We start from the raw sequence: 20,593 nt of genomic DNA on the forward strand, positions 1-20,593 counted from the left end.
CACGGAAGCAGGTGCTTCTGTACGGGCAGCTATGTTTTCTTCGTGAATATAGGCAGATTCCGCTGCCGTTTAAACTTTCAATTACTTGATTTCGATTCCTTTGGTCCAGGTGTTTACTTTATCTGCGTTAGCTTCGACCCATTCCTTGGCGGCATCTTCGGGAGATTTGCCTTCCTGGATGGCTACCATGACCTGAGCCATGTCCTCAGCTGTCCACTCGAACTGGTCGAGGAACTGATGAGCAGCAGGCTGGTCTTCTTTGAGTCCTTTACGTGCCATTGTATGGATCTGCTCGGCACCGCCGTAGACGTTCTTCGGATCCTCCAGGTATTTCAGATCCATTTTGGCGAATTTCCAGTGAGGTGTCCAGCCGGTTACGACGATCGGTTTCTTCTGATCATAGGCTTTTTGAAGCTCCTGGGCCATGGCGGCCGACGAGCTCTCTACGAGCTTGTACTCGGACAGCGCATAATCTTTAACGGCTTGTTCGGTTGCCATCATAATGCCTGCGCCGGGTTCAATTCCGATCAGCTGGTTGTTTAAAGATTTGGCAACCTCAGGTTTTTTCAAATCCTCGATGGACTTGATATCCATATAAGCCGGTACGGCTAATCCTGTCTTGGTTCCGTCCAGATTCGGGCCCAGATCTTCCATGCTGCTCTTGTATTTCTCTACATAAGAGGCATGGGTGCTCGGCAGCCAGGCGGCTACCATGGCATCCGCACTGCCGTCGGCAACACCGGCCCACATCGGTCCTGCGTCAACCTGAAGCATCTCCACTTTGTAGTTCATTTTAGTTTCGAGAACGTGCTTAACCACATTCGTACTCGCGATTTCCGAGTCCCAGGCAACGTAAGCAAGCTTAATCGTCTTCTGTTTCTCTCCGCTTCCTCCACCATTCGAACAGCCTGCCACGAGGGCCACTGCTAACACGACGGACAACAATACACTCCACTTTTTAAAAGTAATCCTAAACACCCCTGTCATTTTAGTTGGTTTTCTTCTTGAACATATTTTGCGTCAAACGGTCCAGCAGGATGGCCATAATGACGATGGCGATCCCGGCTTCAAAGCCTATGCCGGTCTTGGCTTGCGTGACTGCCCGGTATACATGGGCGCCGACACCTTGAGCGCCGATCATGGAAGAGATCACGACCATGGACAGCGACAGCATGATGGTCTGGTTCACACCAGCCATAATGGTAGGCATCGCTATCGGCAGCTGGAGCTTAAACAGCTTCTGCGCCGGTGTGGAGCCGAATGCATCGGCAGCTTCCACAAGCTCTTCCGGCACTTGCCGGATACCAAGATTGGTCAGGCGGATGGTTGGCGGAATCGCGAAAATAACGGATGCGATTACACCGGGTACAACGCCGAGCGAGAAGAAAGAGACAGCCGGCAGCAAGTAGACGAATGCCGGCATCGTCTGCATGAAATCAAGCACAGGCGTGATGATGTTCTGCATCAGCGTGTTGCGCGAACATAGAATTCCGATCGGCACGCCTATCACGATGGAGAGAATGGAGGCGGTTAAGACCAGCGCCAGCGATTGCATCGAGAGCTCCCAGAAACCCAGGTTATCGATGAGCAGCAGTCCGATCAGCGCAAATAGCGCGATTCTCCATTTGCCGATCCAGTAGGCCAGAGCGGTGATGATCAGAATGAGCACGAGAGCAGGAAGAGCCGTTAGCGCGGATTCAATGGTTCCGACCATGAATCCGATGACGGCTTTGATCGCATCAAATAATGGAGCGAAATTCGTAGTAAGCCAGTCTTCCAGCGCTTCGACCCAGCTGCCAAGCGGCAGTTTCGGGAAATTCATGTTCCGTCACCTGCTCCCGGATCGGCATTGCCGGCCAGAGCGGATAGAACGGCGCCTTTAATGACAATTCCTTTTAATTTCTCATTCTCATCGACTACCGCAACCGGAAGCCTGGCTTCCCCCATCATCTCGAACAACTCGTTGAGGTGGGTGTCCGGCTTTGCTTTGGGAATGGTGCGCTGCATAACAGCTTCCAGTGTCTGATTATCTTTAATGGCCTGGGATGCATCATCTGCCGTAACGATACCCAGAAGCTTCATCCCTTTATCGGTTATGTACAAGCTGGATACTCCGCTGTCGCGCATCAGCTGCAGGGCTACCCGGGGACCGCGTTCCAAGGCGATCGTCTCCGGCTTCTTCATCACATGTGAGGCTGTGAGCACTTTGGATAAATCCACGTCCTCCACAAACCTTTCCACATATTTGTTCGCCGGCTGAATCAAGATTTCTTCGGGCGTACCGATTTGTACGATCGCGCCGTCTTTCATCAATGCGATCCGGTCACCGATTCGCAGGGCTTCGTCCAGATCGTGCGTAATGAACACGATGGTCTTCTTCAGGCGTGCCTGAAGCTCCAATAATTCGACCTGCATATCTTTGCGGATAAGCGGGTCCAGCGCACTGAATGCTTCATCCATGAGCAGAATCTCGGGATCATTGGCAAGCACACGTGCCAGGCCAACGCGCTGCTGCATCCCTCCGCTAAGCTGATCGGGCTTGCTGTTCTCCCAGCCTTCCAGGCCGACTGATTTGAGTGCGGTCTTGGCCAGCTCCGTCCTTTTTTTCGATTCAACGCCTTGAATCTCCAAGCCGTATTCGGCATTCTCCAGGACGGTCCGATGGGGAAACAATCCGAATTTCTGAAACACCATGCCGATATTTTTTCTTCTGAACTGGCGCAGCTGCTCTTGATTCATTTTCAGAACATCGGTCCCGTTAAACAGAATCTGACCCCCGGTCGGTTCGATCAATCGGTTCAACAAGCGAACCAGTGTAGACTTACCACTTCCCGAGAGTCCCATAATGACAAAGATTTCTCCTTGTTCAATCGCAAACTCCGCCTTGTTCACTCCGACAGTCAGCTTGTGTTCTTTCAGAATCTTCTCTTTAGACCAGCCGTCCTTCAGCAATGGCAAAGCTCGTTTGGGATCTTGCCCGAAAACTTTGGTAAGCTCTTTTACCTCGATAATAGGCATGTGGACCTCCTTTCATGGGTCTAATGAACTTGTTTACTAACTTCTCACAAGTGTATAGGGTTCACTTTTTAACCGTCAAACTTCATATACGCTTATAATTGTACGTACAGTTTTAACTTTACGTACAATACGTATCGTATGCTCTGTATTACTCGGAATCCCTTCCGGGCTTCTTCTTTACTTCTAAAGGGTAGTTTGATTACAATACAGAATAGAGGTTTGCAGGCTTAGACCTAATCCTCGGGAGGGAACCCCATGAACGATCTTAATGGCTTTACAGCAGAGCAAATTCAAAGAATTCAAAAAAACCGCGAGCGGGTAATCGACTCAATCGGCAAAAATATGGACCTGTATGGAATTACCTTGTCCATCGGGCATCTATACGGGTATATGTACTTTAACAACGGGCCGGTAACATTAGATGAACTGAGTCAATCGATGGGGATGAGCAAGACATCCATGAGCACGGGCGTGCGGACCTTGATGGATTTGAAAATGATCGATAAAGTATGGGGCAAAGGAACTCGGAAAGACCTTTACGAAGTTGAACCGGACTGGTACCAGAACTTTAGTGATTATTTCTCGATTAAATGGCGCAAGGCCATTGAGGGAAATATGAATGTGTTAAATAAAGCATTGCGCGAAATTGAAGAGATGAAGACGGAGAACGAAGCCAATGAACCGTTTCTTGGCGTGCTGCGGGAGGATGAGATCAAAATCATTCAGGCGCTTGATTATTACAAGTGGCTGATCCGGCTGATTGAGACGCTGGAGACAGGCAGGATCTTCGATTTTATCCCCAAAGAGAGCGATGGCGCCAAGGGAGAGTAATCGGGCTGTCGTGTACATACATGTATCGAACCAAAGACTGGTGTAAGCGTAGAGCTTACCCAGTTTTTTTAAATCATGAAAGATCCGGGAACCTGAATTTTTTGTCGAAAAATAAACTTTTTATACGTCCGCCAGCAGGTTTTCACCCTATCCAAAATGGATTAAAATAATGGAAAAGATCTATTTTCCGGGTAGGAGCAGGTGCGTATGTTGACTAATGAAAGACTTGCAGATTATATCGTGCTTATGAACGAAGCCAGAGAGCTTTCCAACAAGGCGAACAGCAAAGCGTATGAACTCCGGCAGGATGCTATTCGTCTTGGATTCGAAGCAACCGCTGCAGCGGATCATGCGGTCTTAATAGCGGATGTCGTGCAGGAGAACACAGATCCGTCGAGCATGCCTAAGCTTATCCATGCCAGCCGGGACGCCGCCGCCAAGGCCGCTGAAGCTACCTTGAAAGCTCTCGAAGCCATTAAGAAGGCCAATGAGGCGGATCATGAATCGACCGAAGCTTTTGAACGTACACGTATCGCTGCCGAGAATTTAACGGAAGCTTTAAATAGGGAAGGCTATTGACAGGCCGCCGCGGCTGCAGACACCCGCATGGGTCACAGTCAAACCCTGATTAGAGAATATAGTATAAGGTGATTTAAATAAGGGGACGCGCTACTTTCTGGGAGGAAGAGTCGATGTTAAAAAGTTTGACGATCCTAAAGGAAAAAATGGTTGATTTTCAAAGTTATCCGTTCTCTCTGCCACTAATAAACAGAATGAACTCCATGAATTTCTCAAATCATGTTACGTTTTTTGTAGGTGAGAATGGTTCGGGAAAATCGACACTGCTTGAGGCAATTGCCTATCAATGCGGATTCAATACAGCCGGCGGGGGGAGAAACAATACCTATTATGTGGAATCTTCCGAGGCCGCACTGGGAAACTACGTGAGACTATCCTGGTATCCCAAGATAACGACCGGATTCTTTATGAGAGCAGAATCTTTTTATGAATTTGCTACACACATTGATCATTTAGGAAGATACGATTCATATGGCGGTCGTTCCCTACACAATCAGTCCCACGGCGAATCATTTCTTAGTCTGTTTAAGCACAGATTTAAAGGCAACGGGATATATTTATTAGACGAGCCTGAGGCGGCACTATCACCGGCCAGGCAGCTGTCACTGCTTAGAATTATTAAGGATCTATCTGAATCTTCACAATTTATTATTGCTACTCATTCGCCCATCTTGCTGGGTTACCCGGATGCTCAAATTATTAGTTTCGATAGTAACCCGATATCACAGATTGCTTATGAAGACACGGATCATTATCAGATAACCCGAAGATTTTTAGAAAACCGGGCAGCCGTGTTTAGGCATTTATTTGAGGATTCAGATGATGATATGGACCAATAATATAAATAGGGCAAACGGAGCTAGGATGCTTTGTTTGCTCTTTTTATACCCTTATGTCGTTTCTTGTATTTTTCACTATTTCCAAAATTTACAATATCATTTATACTAGGATTTGAGACCTGCCCCTCCAGCAACATTCCGCAATACCCATCGGATTTCATGCTTCTTCTTTCTTTGCCGCCTTCCTGCTTTCTAATCCTTTCAAGCCATTCTTAATACCCCCTCTCTGTTAAAATCATTTTTCCTATCTCAAAAAGAACCATGGAAGGAGTTGTCGCCAGGTTTATTTGGATTTCCGTAAAACAGTAACCTGAGCAGTAAACTTATGAACATTCTATTCCAGTTAGGAGAACCCTACATATGAACAAAAGGATTTTAGGTACAATTATCACCGGACTTATTTGCGGTGGAGCAATTGTATACGGGTCAGAGGCAGATCCGGCACCCCATGTAACAAATGCCGCGAGCAACCTTTCACTTGCAGCCGCATCATTCAGCGATATATCCAGTGATTACTGGGCAGCGGCCGAGATTAAGAAAGCCCGGGAGCAGGGTTATATTGACGGCTATGCCGACGGAACTTTTCTGCCGGGCCGGAACGTAACGCGGGCTGAATTTGTCAAAATGGCCGTTAGCGCGCTTGGGATTGAAGCGGGGCAAGCTGACGGTGCGCAGTGGTACGCGCCTGCTATGGATGCTGCGGCAGCGGCGGGGATTTACCGGGCCGGAGACTTCGCGGATGACGACCTTAACGCTCCCATGAGCCGTCAGGAAATGGCGAAAGTCGCCGTGCGGGCTATCGGGCAGGATACTCCTATTGAGGAGAAGTGGATGTACCTGGCAACCAGGGCAGGATTGATTCAGGGGATGGACCATGCCGGAAAACTTGGCTTGGAAGAGAACACGAATCGGGCGCAATCCGTCACGATTATCAGCCGCATTCAGACCGTCCGAAGCGGAGGTACCCTGCCGACCGACAAGTACGCGATATCGAGTGCAGAGATTGCTTGGCATAAGACGAATATTGTGACGATGCTTCCGCGGTATTTTAGTGCTGCACAGGCATACTCGGATATCGACTACAAGAACCTCAAAGTTTCGGGCGGGGCCGGAAATTTTACTTGTGAAGTGGAGAAGTTTGTAGTGATAGATATGGAGGATCCTAATGATCCGAACCGTCATTTGCTGCCGGAAGGGACCAAGTGGTTTGATGCAATAGATCGGCAAACTTATCCTATTCCTAGCAAATCTTTCGTCGTTTTGTCCTTGAATAGGTTGGTGGTTAAAGATAACCCTTACGGGATTACTAGAGCTAGAGCTTGTACATTGGCGCTCCGTAACCAGACTTTAAAGGATCCTAACCTAACTCCAAAAGCTGGAGTACTCTATCAACTAACGGCATTAAATATTAAAGATGGCTACGGATATGATACTGGGTCTTCTGGGATAGTGACTATAAAAGGAGCAGGGATTTATGAATATGTGAACGGTCATATACTTCCCAAAGGAAACTTGGTTAGCTCTGAAATAAATCCTATTACTTTCTATGGATTAGCGGATTTTGGTATATCTCCAATCAAAGTTTACGGATCTAAAACTGATGAAAGTATTTAAGCACAAGATTTTGAAAAAGTATTTAGGTTTATCGATTATAACATTGTCACTTTTCAATTATATAATTACTCCTGCTCAAGCAAATACCACGCCAAATGAAAAGATATTAGGAGACTTTTGGTATGATACTTCAATTTCTATTGCAAATGAAGGAAGTGCACAGACTAAAGATTTAATTTACTACTTTTCAATAAATAAAATGGATTACGGGTTACAAAAAGTAGAGATTCCGTTAGGTAAGAAATTAAAGAGGGTTGTTGTAAGAAATAAATTTGATAAGCAAGAAATAAGTGATTTAACAATAACATCTCCCGATACATATTATTTAAAGGTCGAGGGAGAAGCATATGATCTTAAAGAAGTGGAAGAAAGTGAGCTAGGATATTTCGAGTGGTTTCGTGCACCTCAGCGAAAGCGTTTATGGCAATATGATTATGATGGGATCCGATTTTATCACTGGAATAAAGATATCAATGATACTCCGCAGCCCGAAGCACTAATACATTCGGTACCTTTTTTAGGTAGTTATCCTCCTAGATATCCTACTGACAATGAATTAAACAACGGACTTTCCTCAATGGAGGGTCATATTGCATGGGATATAAGAAAAATCAATATTCATATTAACTCACTACTGTTTGCGGACAGGCACAAAAATCAAAACATCCAATTTCCGATAGATAAGGTCGCAACCTTAACAGCGGATGTAGAATATTTTGATCCGCTTCAGGGTGGATCTCTACGTTCAATAGATGTTCTTGATGTTCCTGAAGATAGAAAGAAATTTGATCTTCAGAACAAATTATTTAACTTTTCCTATAAAGCCCAGTATGTCATTCCACCGGAACAACCGCCTAGAAGAAGTCCTGATGGAGATCTTGTCATTCGGTATTATAACCAGTGGAAAATCACCTACAAAGCCAAAGTCTACGGCTACCCGCAGATGGAGCTGGTCGCCTATTTCGATGATGACAGTGGCGGTTCCCCGCCGACTACAACTGATTGCGATATCAGAATAGGCGTGCCTGCCAGAGGAACCGTTAACTCGGGAGGTGTAATGGACCCGGCAGCTTCAGCGGTACTGCTTGCAGACCGGCGCGGGGCAGAGGCATTTAATGTCCGGCAGGGCATTCCCACTTCGGAGAGCCTTTATGCGAATGTTTTCGGGATGAGCTACTTATTTCAGAACAAGTTCGCCAACATGACGGGCGAAGTGACTTATAAAGTCAACGTCCGGCAGACGTATGTCATTTTCGTTCCGCCCGCCCCTGGCGGTCCCGCGCCTCCTCCGATCCGAATTCCGGTTGAACGCATGATGACAGTTAAAAGGCCATATTCCTATTGGCAGATTGACAACCTCGAAGTATATCGGCTCCAGCAGGCGACTCTCCGAAATTACGCATTGGGCGGCTATGGGGGCGCAATCACTTTACAACCTAACGGTTACGATGTTCCTACGCTGCAAAGTGACAACAAAGACAGTGTGGAGCAGCATGTCAGGGCCGCTTCCTGCCGGAATGTTAATCTGCCGGATGCATCGGGGCCTGTGCCCAGTCATGTGGAACAGATTTTTCAATCCGCTGCCGAATCTGTTGTGGGCACGAACCTAGTGAACAACGACCTCGTTATTTTCAACAAAACCACGATTATGGACAACAAGCCACAGAATGCGGCTGCTCCGGCGCCGATATCCATACCCAATCCGAACCCCATTTCCCCGGATGCTCTTTATGGAAGCGGCTATATCGTCAACAAATCCCTCATGAATCAAGCCAACCAGCCCACAACCGGGCAAATCAACTACAATTTGCTCCCAGGAAACATTAAAGGCGGCGCCGATAAGGAATTCGGCATCTCTGGCATCAACCCCGTTACTGTTCATACCCCAGTCGTGATGTACGCATCCGTATCGGATGACCGCGAGCACAACCAGAAAACCACGCCAGCCTACGATCGTTCCGCTCTCATACTAGATCGCCCTTTCACCGTTACGCTTCCGACTACAGGACAGCACCGGGATTTACCCGGCTACGGAAATCGTGATTATGCGAAGTATATCCGGTTTAAGCAGGTTTGGTTCCCGTTTGACGTCTATGATGCTGCTATGAAGTTTATCCCCCAACAGACTTGGGTGGACATTCCGGCGGGCCAGCTGACAGCAACCTTTTTTATGCCGGTTTGGGTAGATGAAGGATTCTATGATGTTATGTTCCGATCCATTGCGGAGAATGCTCCCGGTTCATTCACAACAGAGCGTGATGCGAATTTCAATCTGCTGAATCATGCAGCAACCGATATCATCCCGGTAGATGTAATCGGACGGGTGTATGATTTCAAGATTACGGACATCGCCGATTATAATTGGGAAACCGTATTCCGTACGGGAAAAGGAAGTTCCGTGCCGACCGGCACGAAATATTGGACAGGTAATCAGGGGATTGACGGTCAGCCGCGCTCTACCGGATATCCGTTTACTCTGCCAATCCATCCCGGCAGCCATACAGAGAAGGGCTACCAGAATATTGCGGTCAAAACCGGTTACCATTTCAAATTTGACTTGAAAACAAAAGGCAATATGTTTGATCTTCGGGACGGCGTCCGTATAACACCGACTATTACCTTTGTGAGCAAAGACGGCTCCTTGCGCCAGCCGATTGATCTCTACTATCATGCCCAGGGGCGGCCATTCATCCGGATTGGCTCCCGGGAGGACCAGGAGCAACGGTTTGTCATTCTGAATGAACGGCTGCGCAATGTGACGAAGCAGGAGATAGAGCAGACAGCAGGGTATATTTACGATCATGACTCTTCCGCTCAAAAGGGAGGTCTCAGCCGTGCGGGCTTCATCGCCGAATACCTTAAGAAAGCGGGTCAGTCGACCCGAGTGGGTAAGTATGACTGGATGATGCTTCCCTACACCTTGCGGACGCTGATTGGCAGCACACAGAATATCCCGCAGGGAGTTAATAAAGCACGCGTGCTTGCCTCGGATCAAAAATGGTACGGAGAATACAGTCTGCCTTCAGCTGTGTATGCAGTGCCGGCGGGGACCAATCTCGCCGAGTACGGCCGGAAGCATACGCTCGATGACCGGTCGTCAATTTTTCTGCGGAACGGATATATCATCGTGAACTTCAATATAGAGACAATCCGTAACGCCGATGTCAATCAGCCTCATCTGCAGTACATCAACGGACCGCTCAACAACCAATGGCGGATGGAGGGCTTCCAGTCCAGGATTCAAGACAGGCAAGGAAACCTGTTCCAATTGATGGATGGCGATGTTGTTTTTTACCACGGAGATCGATCCAGTTATGATGATTTCAGATCAAGTGGGACCCACTAATACAAGGAAGGAAAGAGACGAGGCAAGTATCCCCAAATGGCCCAAGATAATTTTTGTCTATTTTAGAATATACAAATATCCGCTATAGTAAAGCCAGCAGAAAAACTGGAGGTACATGATATGAAGCAGACCGAAGGCAGCTCCCCTGTCAGATTCCAGGAAGGAAGAGCCGTTTACTTACGCCCCATCGAGCTGGAAGACGCCGAAATGTATCATGCCAGCTTGTATCATTCCAGAATCCGCGAGCTAACGGGGACCCAGAAAATTTACTCCAGAGAGCAAATCCGCCGGTATCTTGAAGGGAAGATGCAGGATTCATCGAGCCTGCTTCTGCTGATTGCCCTGAGGGATACGGATGAGGTTATAGGTGACATAGCCCTGCAGGATATCGATTTGCTGAACCGGAGCGCGAATCTCCGGATTGCTTTGTTCGGAGACGAGGTGCTGGGCAAAGGCTACGGCAGTGAAGCCATTGCGCTTCTGCTGGATTACGCATTCGGTATTCTTCAATTGCACCGCATTGAGCTGAATGTGTTTGACTTCAATCCGCGCGCGCAGCATGTCTACGAGAAGCTGGGCTTCCGCAAAGAAGGTGTGCAGCGAGACGCGCTGTTCTATAACCACAAGTACCATGACTCGATCACGATGAGCATTCTGGAAGAGGAATACAGAGCGCTCTATGGCGCGAAGTAAACGAGCGGAGATGGGGCGCAGACCCTGACGTCAGAAGCCGGCTAACCCTTGGGGGGATAGCCGGCTTCTGACGGTTAGCCGTATTAGTTAGAAACAGCGGTTGAATTAAAATATTCTTCCATGGTCGTGTTCTTGCTGTGAATTTCTTTGGCGATCTTCGTACCGACATAGCGCATGTGCCATGGCTCATACTGGTAGCCTGTAATGTTTTCTTTTCCCTTAGGATAACGCACGATAAAACCGTAGTTCTGCGCGTTGTCCGCCAGCCACTTTGCTTCCGGTGTGCCGGCAAAGCAGTCATCGGCGGCACAGGCGCCTGTACTTCCCGAGATATCGATGGACAGGCCGGTTTCATGCTCGCTGTGTCCCGGAACAGCGCTGTATTTCTTGGCGGCTTCTTCCCCGTCTTTCTGCACATAGCGGTTAAACAGGGTGGTCTGAGTAGCATGCGAGCGATAAGCTGAGACACCCGCCAGATTAATACCGTCTTTTTTAGCTCCGGCAAACATCTTCTCAAGCGCACCGGCAGCTTCCTGACGCATCATCCGTTTCTCGATCTTTTCTTTGAAAAGAAAAGGGACGTCCGGGTAGGTAAGATCGGCAGGCTTATAATTGTCAGGCAGTTTATATTCTTTATTAACGAGAACAGATACGCTCTGCGGATCGGCTGACGCCGGAGAAGAACCGCCGCCGGCAGCAGGTGCGGTTGCTTTGGGTGAAGCGGTAGCTGCAGGTTTCCCGGATTCGGACGGTGAAGTGCTTGGTTTGTCGGATGGCGAAGATGAAGGTGAAGGTGTTGGTGACGCCGTGGCTGTAGTGTCCGGTGTGGCTGACGGATTAGTAGAAGATGCGGTTCCGCCCGTTTCCTTATTGTCGGAGCAGCCTGCGAATAGAGCGATTGCAGCGGTAAGCAGCAGGGTACGAACCATGATTTTTCCTGATTTCATCGTATTTCCTCCTTGATTGCAAAGCTGGTCTGGCATGAATAGAATAGCTGTGTTACTGGCAACTCTTCTATTATACCCCATGAGGGACTGCTATGCATTTGTGACTAAGCAGTGACAGCACTATTAACTTCACGAATGATTCGTTACAATGTGAGTAATTGAGAGGAGGCAGCGCACAATGATGATTGCATCTTTGATAATTGGGCTGGCATTAGCCGGGCTTATATTATGGGCTACGATATGGGTCACCAACAAGGCATACTCCAGAAAATGGGATAATCCGGATCAGGACTAACAGCGGATAATCACATAATAATTTAAACGCCCGCACTTAATTTCCGTTATAAGGGTTATTAACCAAGGGTATAATAAGTTTTTAGGAAAAAAATTCCCCCAAGCAGTTTCGATTTCGGATAAATAGGTTAATCTCAAACTGGGATATGATTTCATCATTTTCCTGCATTATACAAATCACTGCTTTGCTTCAGATACGATTTGTATTATAATGGTTCTTCGTGCTCCACTAAAAAGAAGGTTAGAGAGAGGGGAAATGGGTTTGAGTAAGAAAGTATGGATGTCCTTATTTGTTATTATGCTAGCGATTTCTGTAGTATTAACGGGTTGCGGAAGCAAAGAAACTCCGAAGCAGGCTATGGAGGAAGCATCAACTACGGCAGCGGCAATGACTTCTGCTGATTTTAACATGAAGATGACGCTGAATCTGGAATTCCCGGAAGCCGCCGTCAAAGCGGATCCAAGCTTGAACATGGCTGCCAATCTCATGAAGAACATGGAATTGACCGCTAAAGGTGTTTACCAGGCTGATCCTATGCAGACAGAAATGACCCTGGAGGCTCATATTAAAGGCGATATGCAGACTACAATCACCGTTCCTATGGTCATGACTGCAGATAAAATTTACATTAAAGTTCCTAAAACGCCATTTTTGCCGCTTCCGGATGACGTGACGAGCAAATACCTGGTGATGGATATGAACGAACTCAACAAGAACAGCGATGTGAAAGTCGATATTAAATCGCTTGATATGAAGAAACAGCAGGAATTCAGCCAAGATGCCATGAAAATCTTTACAGCTAACTTTGACGAGAAGACTTATTTCGTTGATGTAGACAAGAAAGATGCCGGCATTCCGGATACCGCTGACGCTAAGCAGGTTGTTAAGTTCCAGATCACGAACGAGACACTGGAGCCGGCACTGATGGCTATTATCGAGAAAGTGGCTCCTCAGATTCTTGATCTTGTAGGAAGCGACAAATATAAAGACATGTTCCAAGTCGACCCGGCAGAGCTTGAGAAAGCGAAGAAAGAAGTGGCGGCAACCGATACAGAACAAGCAAAGAAAGATATTGCTGAAATCAAGAAAGCTCTGAACATCAATGAAATGAACATCATCACAGCGATTAATAAAGATAACTACCCGACTTATCAAGCTATCAACGCTAATCTTGACATCAAAGACGAGAAGTCCGGTAACTTTAAAGTCGGCACTAAAATAACCAATGAGTATACGAACATCAACCAGAAGGCTAATTTCAAAATTGGCATTCCGGCTGAAACCCTTACTATGGAAGAGTTCAATAAAAAAATGCAGGGATCCGGTCTTCAGTAATCGGCTTGCATGATCATACGAAGAAATCCCGGGCATGCTCTATCAGCCTGGGATTTCTTCTTTATAGGGGATTGCTCAATAAAAATGCCCGAGAAACAATAAGCGTTCCGGATATAAAATCCGGAACGCTTATTGTGAAGATTTCGGGTATTTTTATAGGAATATCCTAATAGGATGTTGGTAGCTAACCAGGAGATCAACAGTTAAAAAGCAGGCGCGCGTACTGCATGATGAGCTGCATGACGGCCTTCTGTTCCTCTGTCTTGGCCAGAAGGCAGTGGCGGCGCCAATCAAGGAGTCGGATGGCCGCATCGCGATTTCCGCTGCGGGCTGCCTGCCAGGTTTGCTCCACCTCTGTCATAGAGGGGATCACCTGATGTCTGCGGTAAAAGCCGACTTGTCTGGAAAGAGCGGCAAAATCATCTCTCATGGAGAAGGTGCCCGTCCCTAACTGCTTTTCTTGGGGGCATTGGTTTCTTCAAATCCCGACCAGAAGAAAAACGTGCCGCTTATAACGATCAGCAGAGGACCCCACTGCAGAAGCTGATTCCAGCCTTCCGAGGATATCAAATATACGCCATATCCGGATAGCAGGATTCCGTATACCAGAAGAAGATAGCCCAGCAGCAGTTTTGTTTTCAGTTTTTTGACGGCCCAATTCGGCATTGTTTTCTTCCTCCTGTTTCCTTGTGACTACTCCTTATTACCTCGTTCTTTTTTAAAGGAATCACCTATTTCCATAAATTTAGTCACGAATAGCGAGAAAGAAGAAACCGGAGTGGAAAGAATGTCCAACATTCGCCGTAAGCGGGATGATAAGGGGCTAAAAAAGCGCAATTAGGGGGATATACGCGAATTATGCTGAATTATGCGAAATCAAGAAGGTTGCTTCTTGCCGAGGGGTTTTCTATGATACAGGTGTAGTTATTTCATTCATACAGAGAAACGAGGCGGCCCAATTGAAAATCGGCTTAAGCTCCTACAGTTTGTACCGCGCGATTACGGCAGGAGAATTGGACTATGTCAGCGCACTCGAATGGATCGCAGCTAACGGCGGCGAGCACATGGAGGTGGTTCCGCTTGGAATCGATTTCACCCAGGAACCTCAGCTGGTGCAGGATATTCGCGAGAAAGCGGCTGAGCTGGGCATAGAGCTGTCCAACTATGCTGTCGGCGCCAACTTCCTGACAGAAAATGATGAAGCATACCAGCAGGAGATCGAACGCGTAAAACGTGAAGTGGATGTGGCGAATGCCCTTGGCGTTAAACTGATGCGTCATGATGTTGCCCGTCACGAAGATGTGTCCATGCGTACCTTCAATGCGAATGTGGACCGGATGATCGAAGCCTGCCGCACAATTGCAGACTATGCAGCCCAGTATGGCATTACGACGAGCATTGAGAACCACGGTTATCTCGTTCAGGCAAGCGATCGTGTGCTGACAGTCGTACAAGGAGTAGACCGTCCTAATTTCAAAACGACTTTGGATATCGGAAACTTCATGTGCGCTGACGAGAATCCGGTTGCATCGGTGAAGAAAAACTTGCCGCTGGCATCGATTGTGCATATTAAAGACTTCTACCTCCGTCCGTCCTACCGGGATCCGGGTGAAGGCTGGTTCAAGACGACAGCCGGCAATTACCTGCGCGGTGCCATTGCGGGACAAGGCGATATTGATATGTGGGAAGTGCTTCGTGTTGTGAAGGAGTCCGGCTACGACGGTTACCTTTCGATCGAATTCGAAGGCATGGAGGAATGCAAGCAGGGCTCCCGCATCGCTTTGGAGAATGTGAAGCGCATCTGGGCCGAAGTGTAATTAGCATGCGTTATTTCCGTACAAAACAATAAACAGATATGCCCGTAAGAGGAGGATACAGCCCCTTGCGGGTTTTTTGCGTCCTCTGCTAATGAATTCTTGATGGAACCGTGGAACTAACTTATACTAATAAGGATGTTTTTCCGGAGGTGTGTAATGAACAGTTATTTGAACTTGCTGCGTGATATAAGGGACAACGGAATCCGCAAAGAGGACCGTACGGGTACGGGGACGATCTCGGTATTCGGACGCCAGATGCGGATGAATTTAGCGGAAGGATTTCCGCTTCTGACTACGAAGAAGCTCCATACAAGATCCATTATTCACGAACTGCTGTGGTTTCTTAAAGGCGAGACCAACATACAATATCTGCATGACAATAAAGTAACGATCTGGGATGAGTGGGCCGACGAGGACGGCAACCTGGGGCGTGTATACGGCGCTCAGTGGCGTACATGGCTCGCGCCGGACGGCCGCACCATCGACCAGATCTCGAAGCTGATCGACCAGATCAAGAACAATCCGGACTCACGCCGGCATCTGGTCAGTGCCTGGAATGTTGCGGAAGTGGACTCGATGGCTCTGCCTCCTTGCCACTATGCGTTCCAGTTCTATGTAGCGGACGGGAAGCTGTCCTGCATGTTCCAGATGAGATCCGTAGACACATTCCTTGGTCTGCCGTTCAATCTGGCCTCCTACGCCCTCCTGACGCACATGATCGCTCAGCAGTGTGATCTTGAAGCGGGAGACCTTGTGTGGACAGGCGGCGACGTACACATCTACCTCAACCACCTGGAACAGGTAGAAACGCAGCTCACCCGCGAGCCGTTCCCGCTTCCCAAGCTCGTAATAAAACGCAAGCCGGATTCGATCTTTGATTATACTTTTGAAGATTTCGAATTTACCGGCTATGAATCCCATCCCGGGATCAAGGCTCCGATTGCGATTTAGACCCGCTGTATTTACCGACATTTTATTGCCAGGGAGGTTCGTTTATCTCCATGGCAATTTTTATTTTGGGGTGTTATGCTAAGATGGAATTTTCCATCCGGACAACAAGAAGTCAACACGGGCCGATTTCGCGCATGGGCCCAAAATTTGAATAATGAGGTGAGAGTATGAGCGTATCGTTCCTATTTGCTATGGATCGCCAGAATGCGATTGGCATTGATAACAAGCTTCCATGGCACCTGCCTGCAGATCTTAAGTTTTTCAAAAAAATGACAACCGGTCATTCCGTCCTGATGGGGCGCAAGACATATGATTCGATCGGACGGCCGCTGCCGAACCGGAACAATATTGTGCTGACCAGACAGCCGGATTATAAGCTGGAAGGCTGCGAGGTTGTTCATAGTGTGGAAGAGGCGCTTGCCGGCTTCCAGGAGGAAGAAGTGTTCGTGATCGGGGGCACGGAAGTATTCAAGCTGTTCTGGCCCTATGCAGATAAGCTGTATGTAACGTTTATCGACGATATTTTCGAAGCGGATACGTATTTTCCGGTCATTGAGCCGCAGGAATGGTCGCTTGTTTCAGAGGAACAAGGAATCAAAGATGAGAAGAATCCCTACGACTATTATTTCCGTACTTATGAACGCACAGGGAAATAGCAACGAACCGATGCGCAAATCACGGCAGCCGGACGAGGCTAAGCTAAGCTTCATCTACATAGGAGACGGTACTTACACAACTACAAGGCTTTGAGGAATAGAGAAATAAGCATCACGACTTTTCTCATGAAGCCTATGGGGAGCGGGGAACGTTGATGAACAAGGTGTTGCGTATTGGGATGATCGGGCTGGATACATCACATGCCGTTGAATTTACGAAGCTGCTGAATGATCCGGCTAATCCCTATCATGTGCCAGGCGGCAAGGTCGTTATCGCTTATCCGGGCGGATCGGATGATTTCGAGCTCAGCCGGTCCCGGGTTGAAGGGTTCACGAATAAGCTGCGGGACGATTTCGGTGTCGAAATTGTCGATTCCCCTGCTGCGGTTGCGGCGGCGTGTGATGCCATTCTGCTGGAATCGGCGGATGGGCGGGTGCATGCGGAGCAGTTCCGCCAGATCGCCCCTTTCGGCAAGCCGGTCTTTATCGACAAGCCGTTGGCGGTATCTTCCAAGGAAGCGGCCGACATCGCGGCTTTAGCGAAATCCGGAGGGATACCGCTTATGAGCAGCTCATCGCTCCGCTTCGCAGAAGAAGTGACCCGGGCGCTCGCGGACACCTCCAAGGGCGCGCTGCTGGGCGCCGACTGCTACGGTCCGATGGCGCTGGAGCCTACGCAGCCGGGGCTATTCTGGTACGGCATCCACATGGTGGAGATGCTGTACGCTGCGCTGGGCCCGGGCTGCGTGCGGGTCACCGCGTTCACGCAGGATGCGCATGACGTGGTGGTGGGCGTCTGGGCGGACGGACGCATCGGCACCGTCCGGGGTAACCGCGCCGGAAGCTTCGGCTTCGGCGCCCAGATCCACCGCGAGAAGGGTACGATCGCGGTAGACGTGGCCGCCTCGGCGAAGCCTTTCTACGCGAGCCTGCTGGAGCGCGTCATGGAGATGTTCGCCGGCGGCCCCGCTGTCCGGCTGGAGGAGACGCTGGAAGTAATCCGCTTCATCGAAGCGGCCAACGAAAGCCGTGAGACGGGGCTGCCGGTACGCTTGTAGCCGCTGCTGGCTTGCCTGGGCGGTTCTTGCAGCGGGTTAACGAAGGAGCTTACCCGATGAAGTAAGCCTCGAAGTCGGATGGCTTTCGATTTCGATTGCCCGCAATCTGCTCATAACAGCAGCAGTGGATGTCAAAAACAAAGGAGCTAAGCATATTCCAGCCGCTTAGCTCCTTTTCGTTTACACGATCACTTATTTATAATAACGGGTAGTGCCCGTACATCTGCCTATTATTACTTTTGGGACAGCCCCAGGTCCCAGGTTCGGTCCCGCCGCCCTTCAGGCAGCGGCACTAGTTGCCGGGATATAGAGACCAGGCGGCGTGCGCCTAAGTACGTTTACGGAAAAGTGTAAGCAAGAGCGATGCTGCGCTCAGAACAACCGCTGCGATGGACAGGATCAGGGGCGTGCTGCTGGTTTCAGCACCGGCGGCTGCTTTAGGCGCTTCGGCTGCCTGATTAGGCGCGGCCGCTGTATTGCCGTGGCTGTCTTTGGCGCCCTCGGCAGGCTTGGCGCTTATTTTCGTAACGGAAGCGGGCTTGTCGGAACCTTCCGCGCCGGTCCATTCGACGACGCTGCCGTCTTTGTAGGTCTGGTAAGCTTTCCATACGATGCTGGAAGCATTGTCGGCCACTTTGCCCTGCATGCTGAATTCGGCAAATTCTGTTTTACTGAGTCCTTCGCCTTCGGAAGTCCAGGTGACGCCGGTTATTTTCTCGGCGGCATCCTTGGCAATCTCGTATTTCCAGCCCGGTTTCGGTTCGAATCTGGAAACAGCCACCGAATCAATTGGGAATTTCACTTCGACTTTGACAGTCGGGATGTCTTTTTCAACCGGAACCCGGACCGTGAACTTCTGGTAGGAGCCGGCTGGCGCCTCAGCGGGATTTACGGTTACGTGTGCGCTGGCGACTCCTGCGAAGAGCATCATCCCCGCCATTAAGGCGGCAGCTTTGACTGCGATTTTGTTCATTATTAAACATCCTCTCTCCTGCGTTTTCTATACTTCTACTGTATCTAATCTGCGCGGGAGAAAGAATGACTCAGGTGGGCTATTTTTATACAGAATTTGTAGATTAGTTATGTAAATTTCGTGTCAAACCCTGTTTGACGGCATAGGCAGTGAGCTGGACGCGGTTATCGATCTGAAGTTTCTCGAAAATATTCTTCATATGATTCTTAACGGTATTCTCGGATATCAGCAGCTTGCCCGCGATTTGTCGGTTATTATATCCTTCGGCAACATGCAGGACGATCTCGTGCTCCCTGTTGGTCAGCGGGGGGAGAGACTGGCCGGAGTGAGGCGGAGCCCCCGACATACGGAAGCGCTGCATCAGCCTGTCGGCCATTTGCCGGGCAACCAGGGAATTGTCATCGAGAAGGGCATGCAAATACTGCATCCACTCGTCGGGATCCATATTCTTAAGAAGATAACCCTGGGCTCCGAATTGAATAGCCGTGAACAAATCCGCCACGTCATCGGATACCGTAAGCATAACGATCCGAATATGCGGGTAGAGCTGTTTAATCTGCCGGGTGGCTTCAAGTCCGTTCACCGGGCTCATATGGATGTCCATCAGAACTACATCCGGCTGCAGGTTTCCGCACATGGATACGACTTCCTCGCCGTTATAGGCTTCACCTACTACAGTAAAAGCCGGATCATCCTCCAGCAGACTCTGCACGGCTTGCCGTGCCAGCGGATGATCATCCGCGATGATGACGCGGTACGGAATCTTTGCCATTTGACTTCCTCCTTACTGAATGAACGGACAGCTCTGTCCCGCCTTCAGGCGGAGAGTGGAACTTCCAGACCGCGTTCAATTCCGCTGCCCGTTTCTGCATCATGGCGAGGCCATAACGGTATCTGCCCGGATCCCCTTCAGCGAATCCGAGCCCGTTATCCGATATTCTCAGGGACCAGCTTGTCCCCGAAGCTTCCAGCTCGATCGAAGCCTGGCTGGCGCGGGAGTGCTTGCGTATATTCGTGAACGCTTCCTGGATAATCGCGAACAGCTGGACTTCTTCCGCAGGCGTGAATACTTTGTCGGCGATGCTCAGCTCCTGCAAGGTTTCGATCCCGGTCAACAGCTCCCAGTCCTGAAGCCATTTCACAGCGCGCAGCGTGAAGGAGCTTCCTTCTTCGGGAAGAGTGCGCAGATTATAGATCGCCTGCCTCAGGTGGTGATCAATCTCCGATACAGCAGCGGTGGCCTCCTCGGTCTTGCCCTGCTTTAACTTTACATGGATAAAAAACAACGTTTGCGCCAAGTTATCGTGAAGTTCTCTGGCAAGTCTTTCGCGTTCTTCGTAAACGGCCCGTTTGGATGTTTCCCGTGCAAGCCGGTCGTTGGTCCTCTCGATGTTGCGGAACATCCAGGTGGCGAAGAAATAAGAGAGGAGCAGGGTCAGCAGCGTAATGTACCAATTGCCCGCTTCCATGGATAAATAGCTTAGGATAAGCTCGTGCCGGATAAACTCGAACCCTCCGATAATAAGTGCGGGCGTAATCACGGCGAGCCATTTTAATGTTTTGAGCGACATAAAAGTTCCGTCCTTTACCTCCGACTCAATCTGTTCCCACTATACCCCAACGGGCAGCTGTCAACAAGGC

The 20,593-nt window shown here is 49.1% G+C and carries 20 protein-coding genes; 11 read left to right on the top strand and 9 right to left on the bottom strand.

All coding sequences use genetic code 11. The features are described 5' to 3' along the window. Window positions 1-81 precede the first annotated feature (81 nt). Genes EDM21_RS05070 through EDM21_RS05080 form a run of 3 tightly spaced genes read right to left on the bottom strand, consistent with a single transcriptional unit; the run spans window position 82 to window position 3,018 of the window. Window positions 82-987 (bottom strand): glycine betaine ABC transporter substrate-binding protein, encoded by a 906-nt coding sequence (locus tag EDM21_RS05070; RefSeq protein WP_157333444.1) that lies wholly within the window; start codon window positions 985-987, stop codon window positions 82-84. A gap of 1 nt (window position 988) precedes the next feature. Then, window positions 989-1,822, bottom strand: a complete 834-nt coding sequence (locus EDM21_RS05075) for an ABC transporter permease (RefSeq protein ID WP_157333446.1) — start codon at window positions 1,820-1,822, stop codon at window positions 989-991. Continuing rightward, window positions 1,819-3,018, bottom strand: a complete 1,200-nt coding sequence (locus EDM21_RS05080; protein ID WP_157333448.1) for a quaternary amine ABC transporter ATP-binding protein — start codon at window positions 3,016-3,018, stop codon at window positions 1,819-1,821. Before EDM21_RS05080 ends, EDM21_RS05075 begins: the two co-directional genes overlap by 4 nt. 255 nt (window positions 3,019-3,273) lie before the next feature. On the opposite strand from EDM21_RS05080, the gene EDM21_RS05085 reads away from it, so the two are divergent. The 6 genes from EDM21_RS05085 (at window position 3,274) to EDM21_RS05110 (ending at window position 10,920) form a co-directional block, all read left to right on the top strand. Then, window positions 3,274-3,849, top strand: coding sequence for a GbsR/MarR family transcriptional regulator (locus EDM21_RS05085; protein WP_157333450.1), 576 nt, complete (start codon window positions 3,274-3,276; stop codon window positions 3,847-3,849). Window positions 3,850-4,056: 207 nt separating this feature from the next. After that, window positions 4,057-4,428 carry a hypothetical protein gene (locus EDM21_RS05090; RefSeq protein WP_157333452.1) on the top strand — a complete coding sequence of 124 codons (372 nt, stop codon included), beginning with the start codon at window positions 4,057-4,059 and terminating at the stop codon, window positions 4,426-4,428. 113 nt (window positions 4,429-4,541) lie between these two features. After that, a complete protein-coding gene (locus EDM21_RS05095; protein ID WP_157333454.1) occupies window positions 4,542-5,267 on the top strand; it encodes an AAA family ATPase in 726 nt (241 codons plus the stop codon). A 360-nt stretch (window positions 5,268-5,627) separates the two neighbouring features. After that, entirely contained in the window at window positions 5,628-6,881 is a 1,254-nt protein-coding gene (locus tag EDM21_RS05100; protein WP_157333456.1) for an S-layer homology domain-containing protein, read from the top strand. A gap of 577 nt (window positions 6,882-7,458) precedes the next feature. Continuing rightward, a complete protein-coding gene (locus tag EDM21_RS05105) occupies window positions 7,459-10,227 on the top strand; it encodes a DUF5704 domain-containing protein (protein WP_157333458.1) in 2,769 nt (922 codons plus the stop codon). 120 nt (window positions 10,228-10,347) lie between these two features. Further along, on the top strand, window positions 10,348-10,920 hold the full coding sequence (locus EDM21_RS05110; protein ID WP_157333460.1) for a GNAT family N-acetyltransferase: 573 nt from the start codon (window positions 10,348-10,350) through the stop codon (window positions 10,918-10,920). 83 nt (window positions 10,921-11,003) lie between these two features. Here EDM21_RS05110 and EDM21_RS05115 read toward each other — a convergent pair whose 3' ends face one another. Continuing rightward, window positions 11,004-11,867 carry a M15 family metallopeptidase gene (locus tag EDM21_RS05115; protein ID WP_157333462.1) on the bottom strand — a complete coding sequence of 288 codons (864 nt, stop codon included), beginning with the start codon at window positions 11,865-11,867 and terminating at the stop codon, window positions 11,004-11,006. 556 nt (window positions 11,868-12,423) lie between these two features. On the opposite strand from EDM21_RS05115, the gene EDM21_RS05120 reads away from it, so the two are divergent. Further along, entirely contained in the window at window positions 12,424-13,497 is a 1,074-nt protein-coding gene (locus EDM21_RS05120; protein ID WP_157333464.1) for a hypothetical protein, read from the top strand. A gap of 196 nt (window positions 13,498-13,693) precedes the next feature. Here the strand turns inward: EDM21_RS05120 and EDM21_RS05125 are convergent, their stop codons facing one another. Continuing rightward, window positions 13,694-13,927: a hypothetical protein gene (locus EDM21_RS05125; protein WP_157333466.1), complete on the bottom strand. Its 234-nt coding sequence runs from the start codon at window positions 13,925-13,927 to the stop codon at window positions 13,694-13,696. A gap of 17 nt (window positions 13,928-13,944) precedes the next feature. Further along, window positions 13,945-14,163 (bottom strand): hypothetical protein, encoded by a 219-nt coding sequence (locus EDM21_RS05130; RefSeq protein WP_157333468.1) that lies wholly within the window; start codon window positions 14,161-14,163, stop codon window positions 13,945-13,947. Between the two features lie 347 nt (window positions 14,164-14,510). Here EDM21_RS05130 and EDM21_RS05135 point away from each other — a divergent pair, with 347 nt between their 5' ends. From EDM21_RS05135 to EDM21_RS05150, 4 genes are all read left to right on the top strand, one after another. Continuing rightward, window positions 14,511-15,314 (top strand): sugar phosphate isomerase/epimerase family protein, encoded by an 804-nt coding sequence (locus tag EDM21_RS05135; protein ID WP_420850641.1) that lies wholly within the window; start codon window positions 14,511-14,513, stop codon window positions 15,312-15,314. A gap of 156 nt (window positions 15,315-15,470) precedes the next feature. Beyond that, window positions 15,471-16,265: a thymidylate synthase gene (thyA, locus tag EDM21_RS05140; RefSeq protein WP_157333472.1), complete on the top strand. Its 795-nt coding sequence runs from the start codon at window positions 15,471-15,473 to the stop codon at window positions 16,263-16,265. Window positions 16,266-16,432: 167 nt separating this feature from the next. After that, complete coding sequence (locus tag EDM21_RS05145; protein WP_157333474.1) at window positions 16,433-16,921, top strand: dihydrofolate reductase; 489 nt, start codon at window positions 16,433-16,435, stop codon at window positions 16,919-16,921. Window positions 16,922-17,076: 155 nt separating this feature from the next. Further along, complete coding sequence (locus EDM21_RS05150; RefSeq protein WP_157333845.1) at window positions 17,077-17,979, top strand: Gfo/Idh/MocA family protein; 903 nt, start codon at window positions 17,077-17,079, stop codon at window positions 17,977-17,979. A 328-nt stretch (window positions 17,980-18,307) separates the two neighbouring features. Here EDM21_RS05150 and EDM21_RS05155 read toward each other — a convergent pair whose 3' ends face one another. The 3 genes from EDM21_RS05155 to EDM21_RS05165 form a co-directional block, all read right to left on the bottom strand. After that, window positions 18,308-18,952 (bottom strand): YcnI family copper-binding membrane protein, encoded by a 645-nt coding sequence (locus tag EDM21_RS05155; RefSeq protein ID WP_157333476.1) that lies wholly within the window; start codon window positions 18,950-18,952, stop codon window positions 18,308-18,310. 103 nt (window positions 18,953-19,055) lie between these two features. Then, entirely contained in the window at window positions 19,056-19,724 is a 669-nt protein-coding gene (locus EDM21_RS05160; RefSeq protein WP_157333478.1) for a response regulator, read from the bottom strand. Further along, window positions 19,687-20,523 carry a sensor histidine kinase gene (locus EDM21_RS05165; protein WP_157333481.1) on the bottom strand — a complete coding sequence of 279 codons (837 nt, stop codon included), beginning with the start codon at window positions 20,521-20,523 and terminating at the stop codon, window positions 19,687-19,689. The genes EDM21_RS05160 and EDM21_RS05165 overlap by 38 nt, the downstream gene beginning before the upstream one ends. Window positions 20,524-20,593: the final 70 nt, after the last annotated feature.

This window comes from Paenibacillus lutrae (genome assembly GCF_009757775.1).
GTDB classification, from domain to species: Bacteria; Bacillota; Bacilli; order Paenibacillales; family NBRC-103111; genus Paenibacillus_F; species Paenibacillus_F lutrae.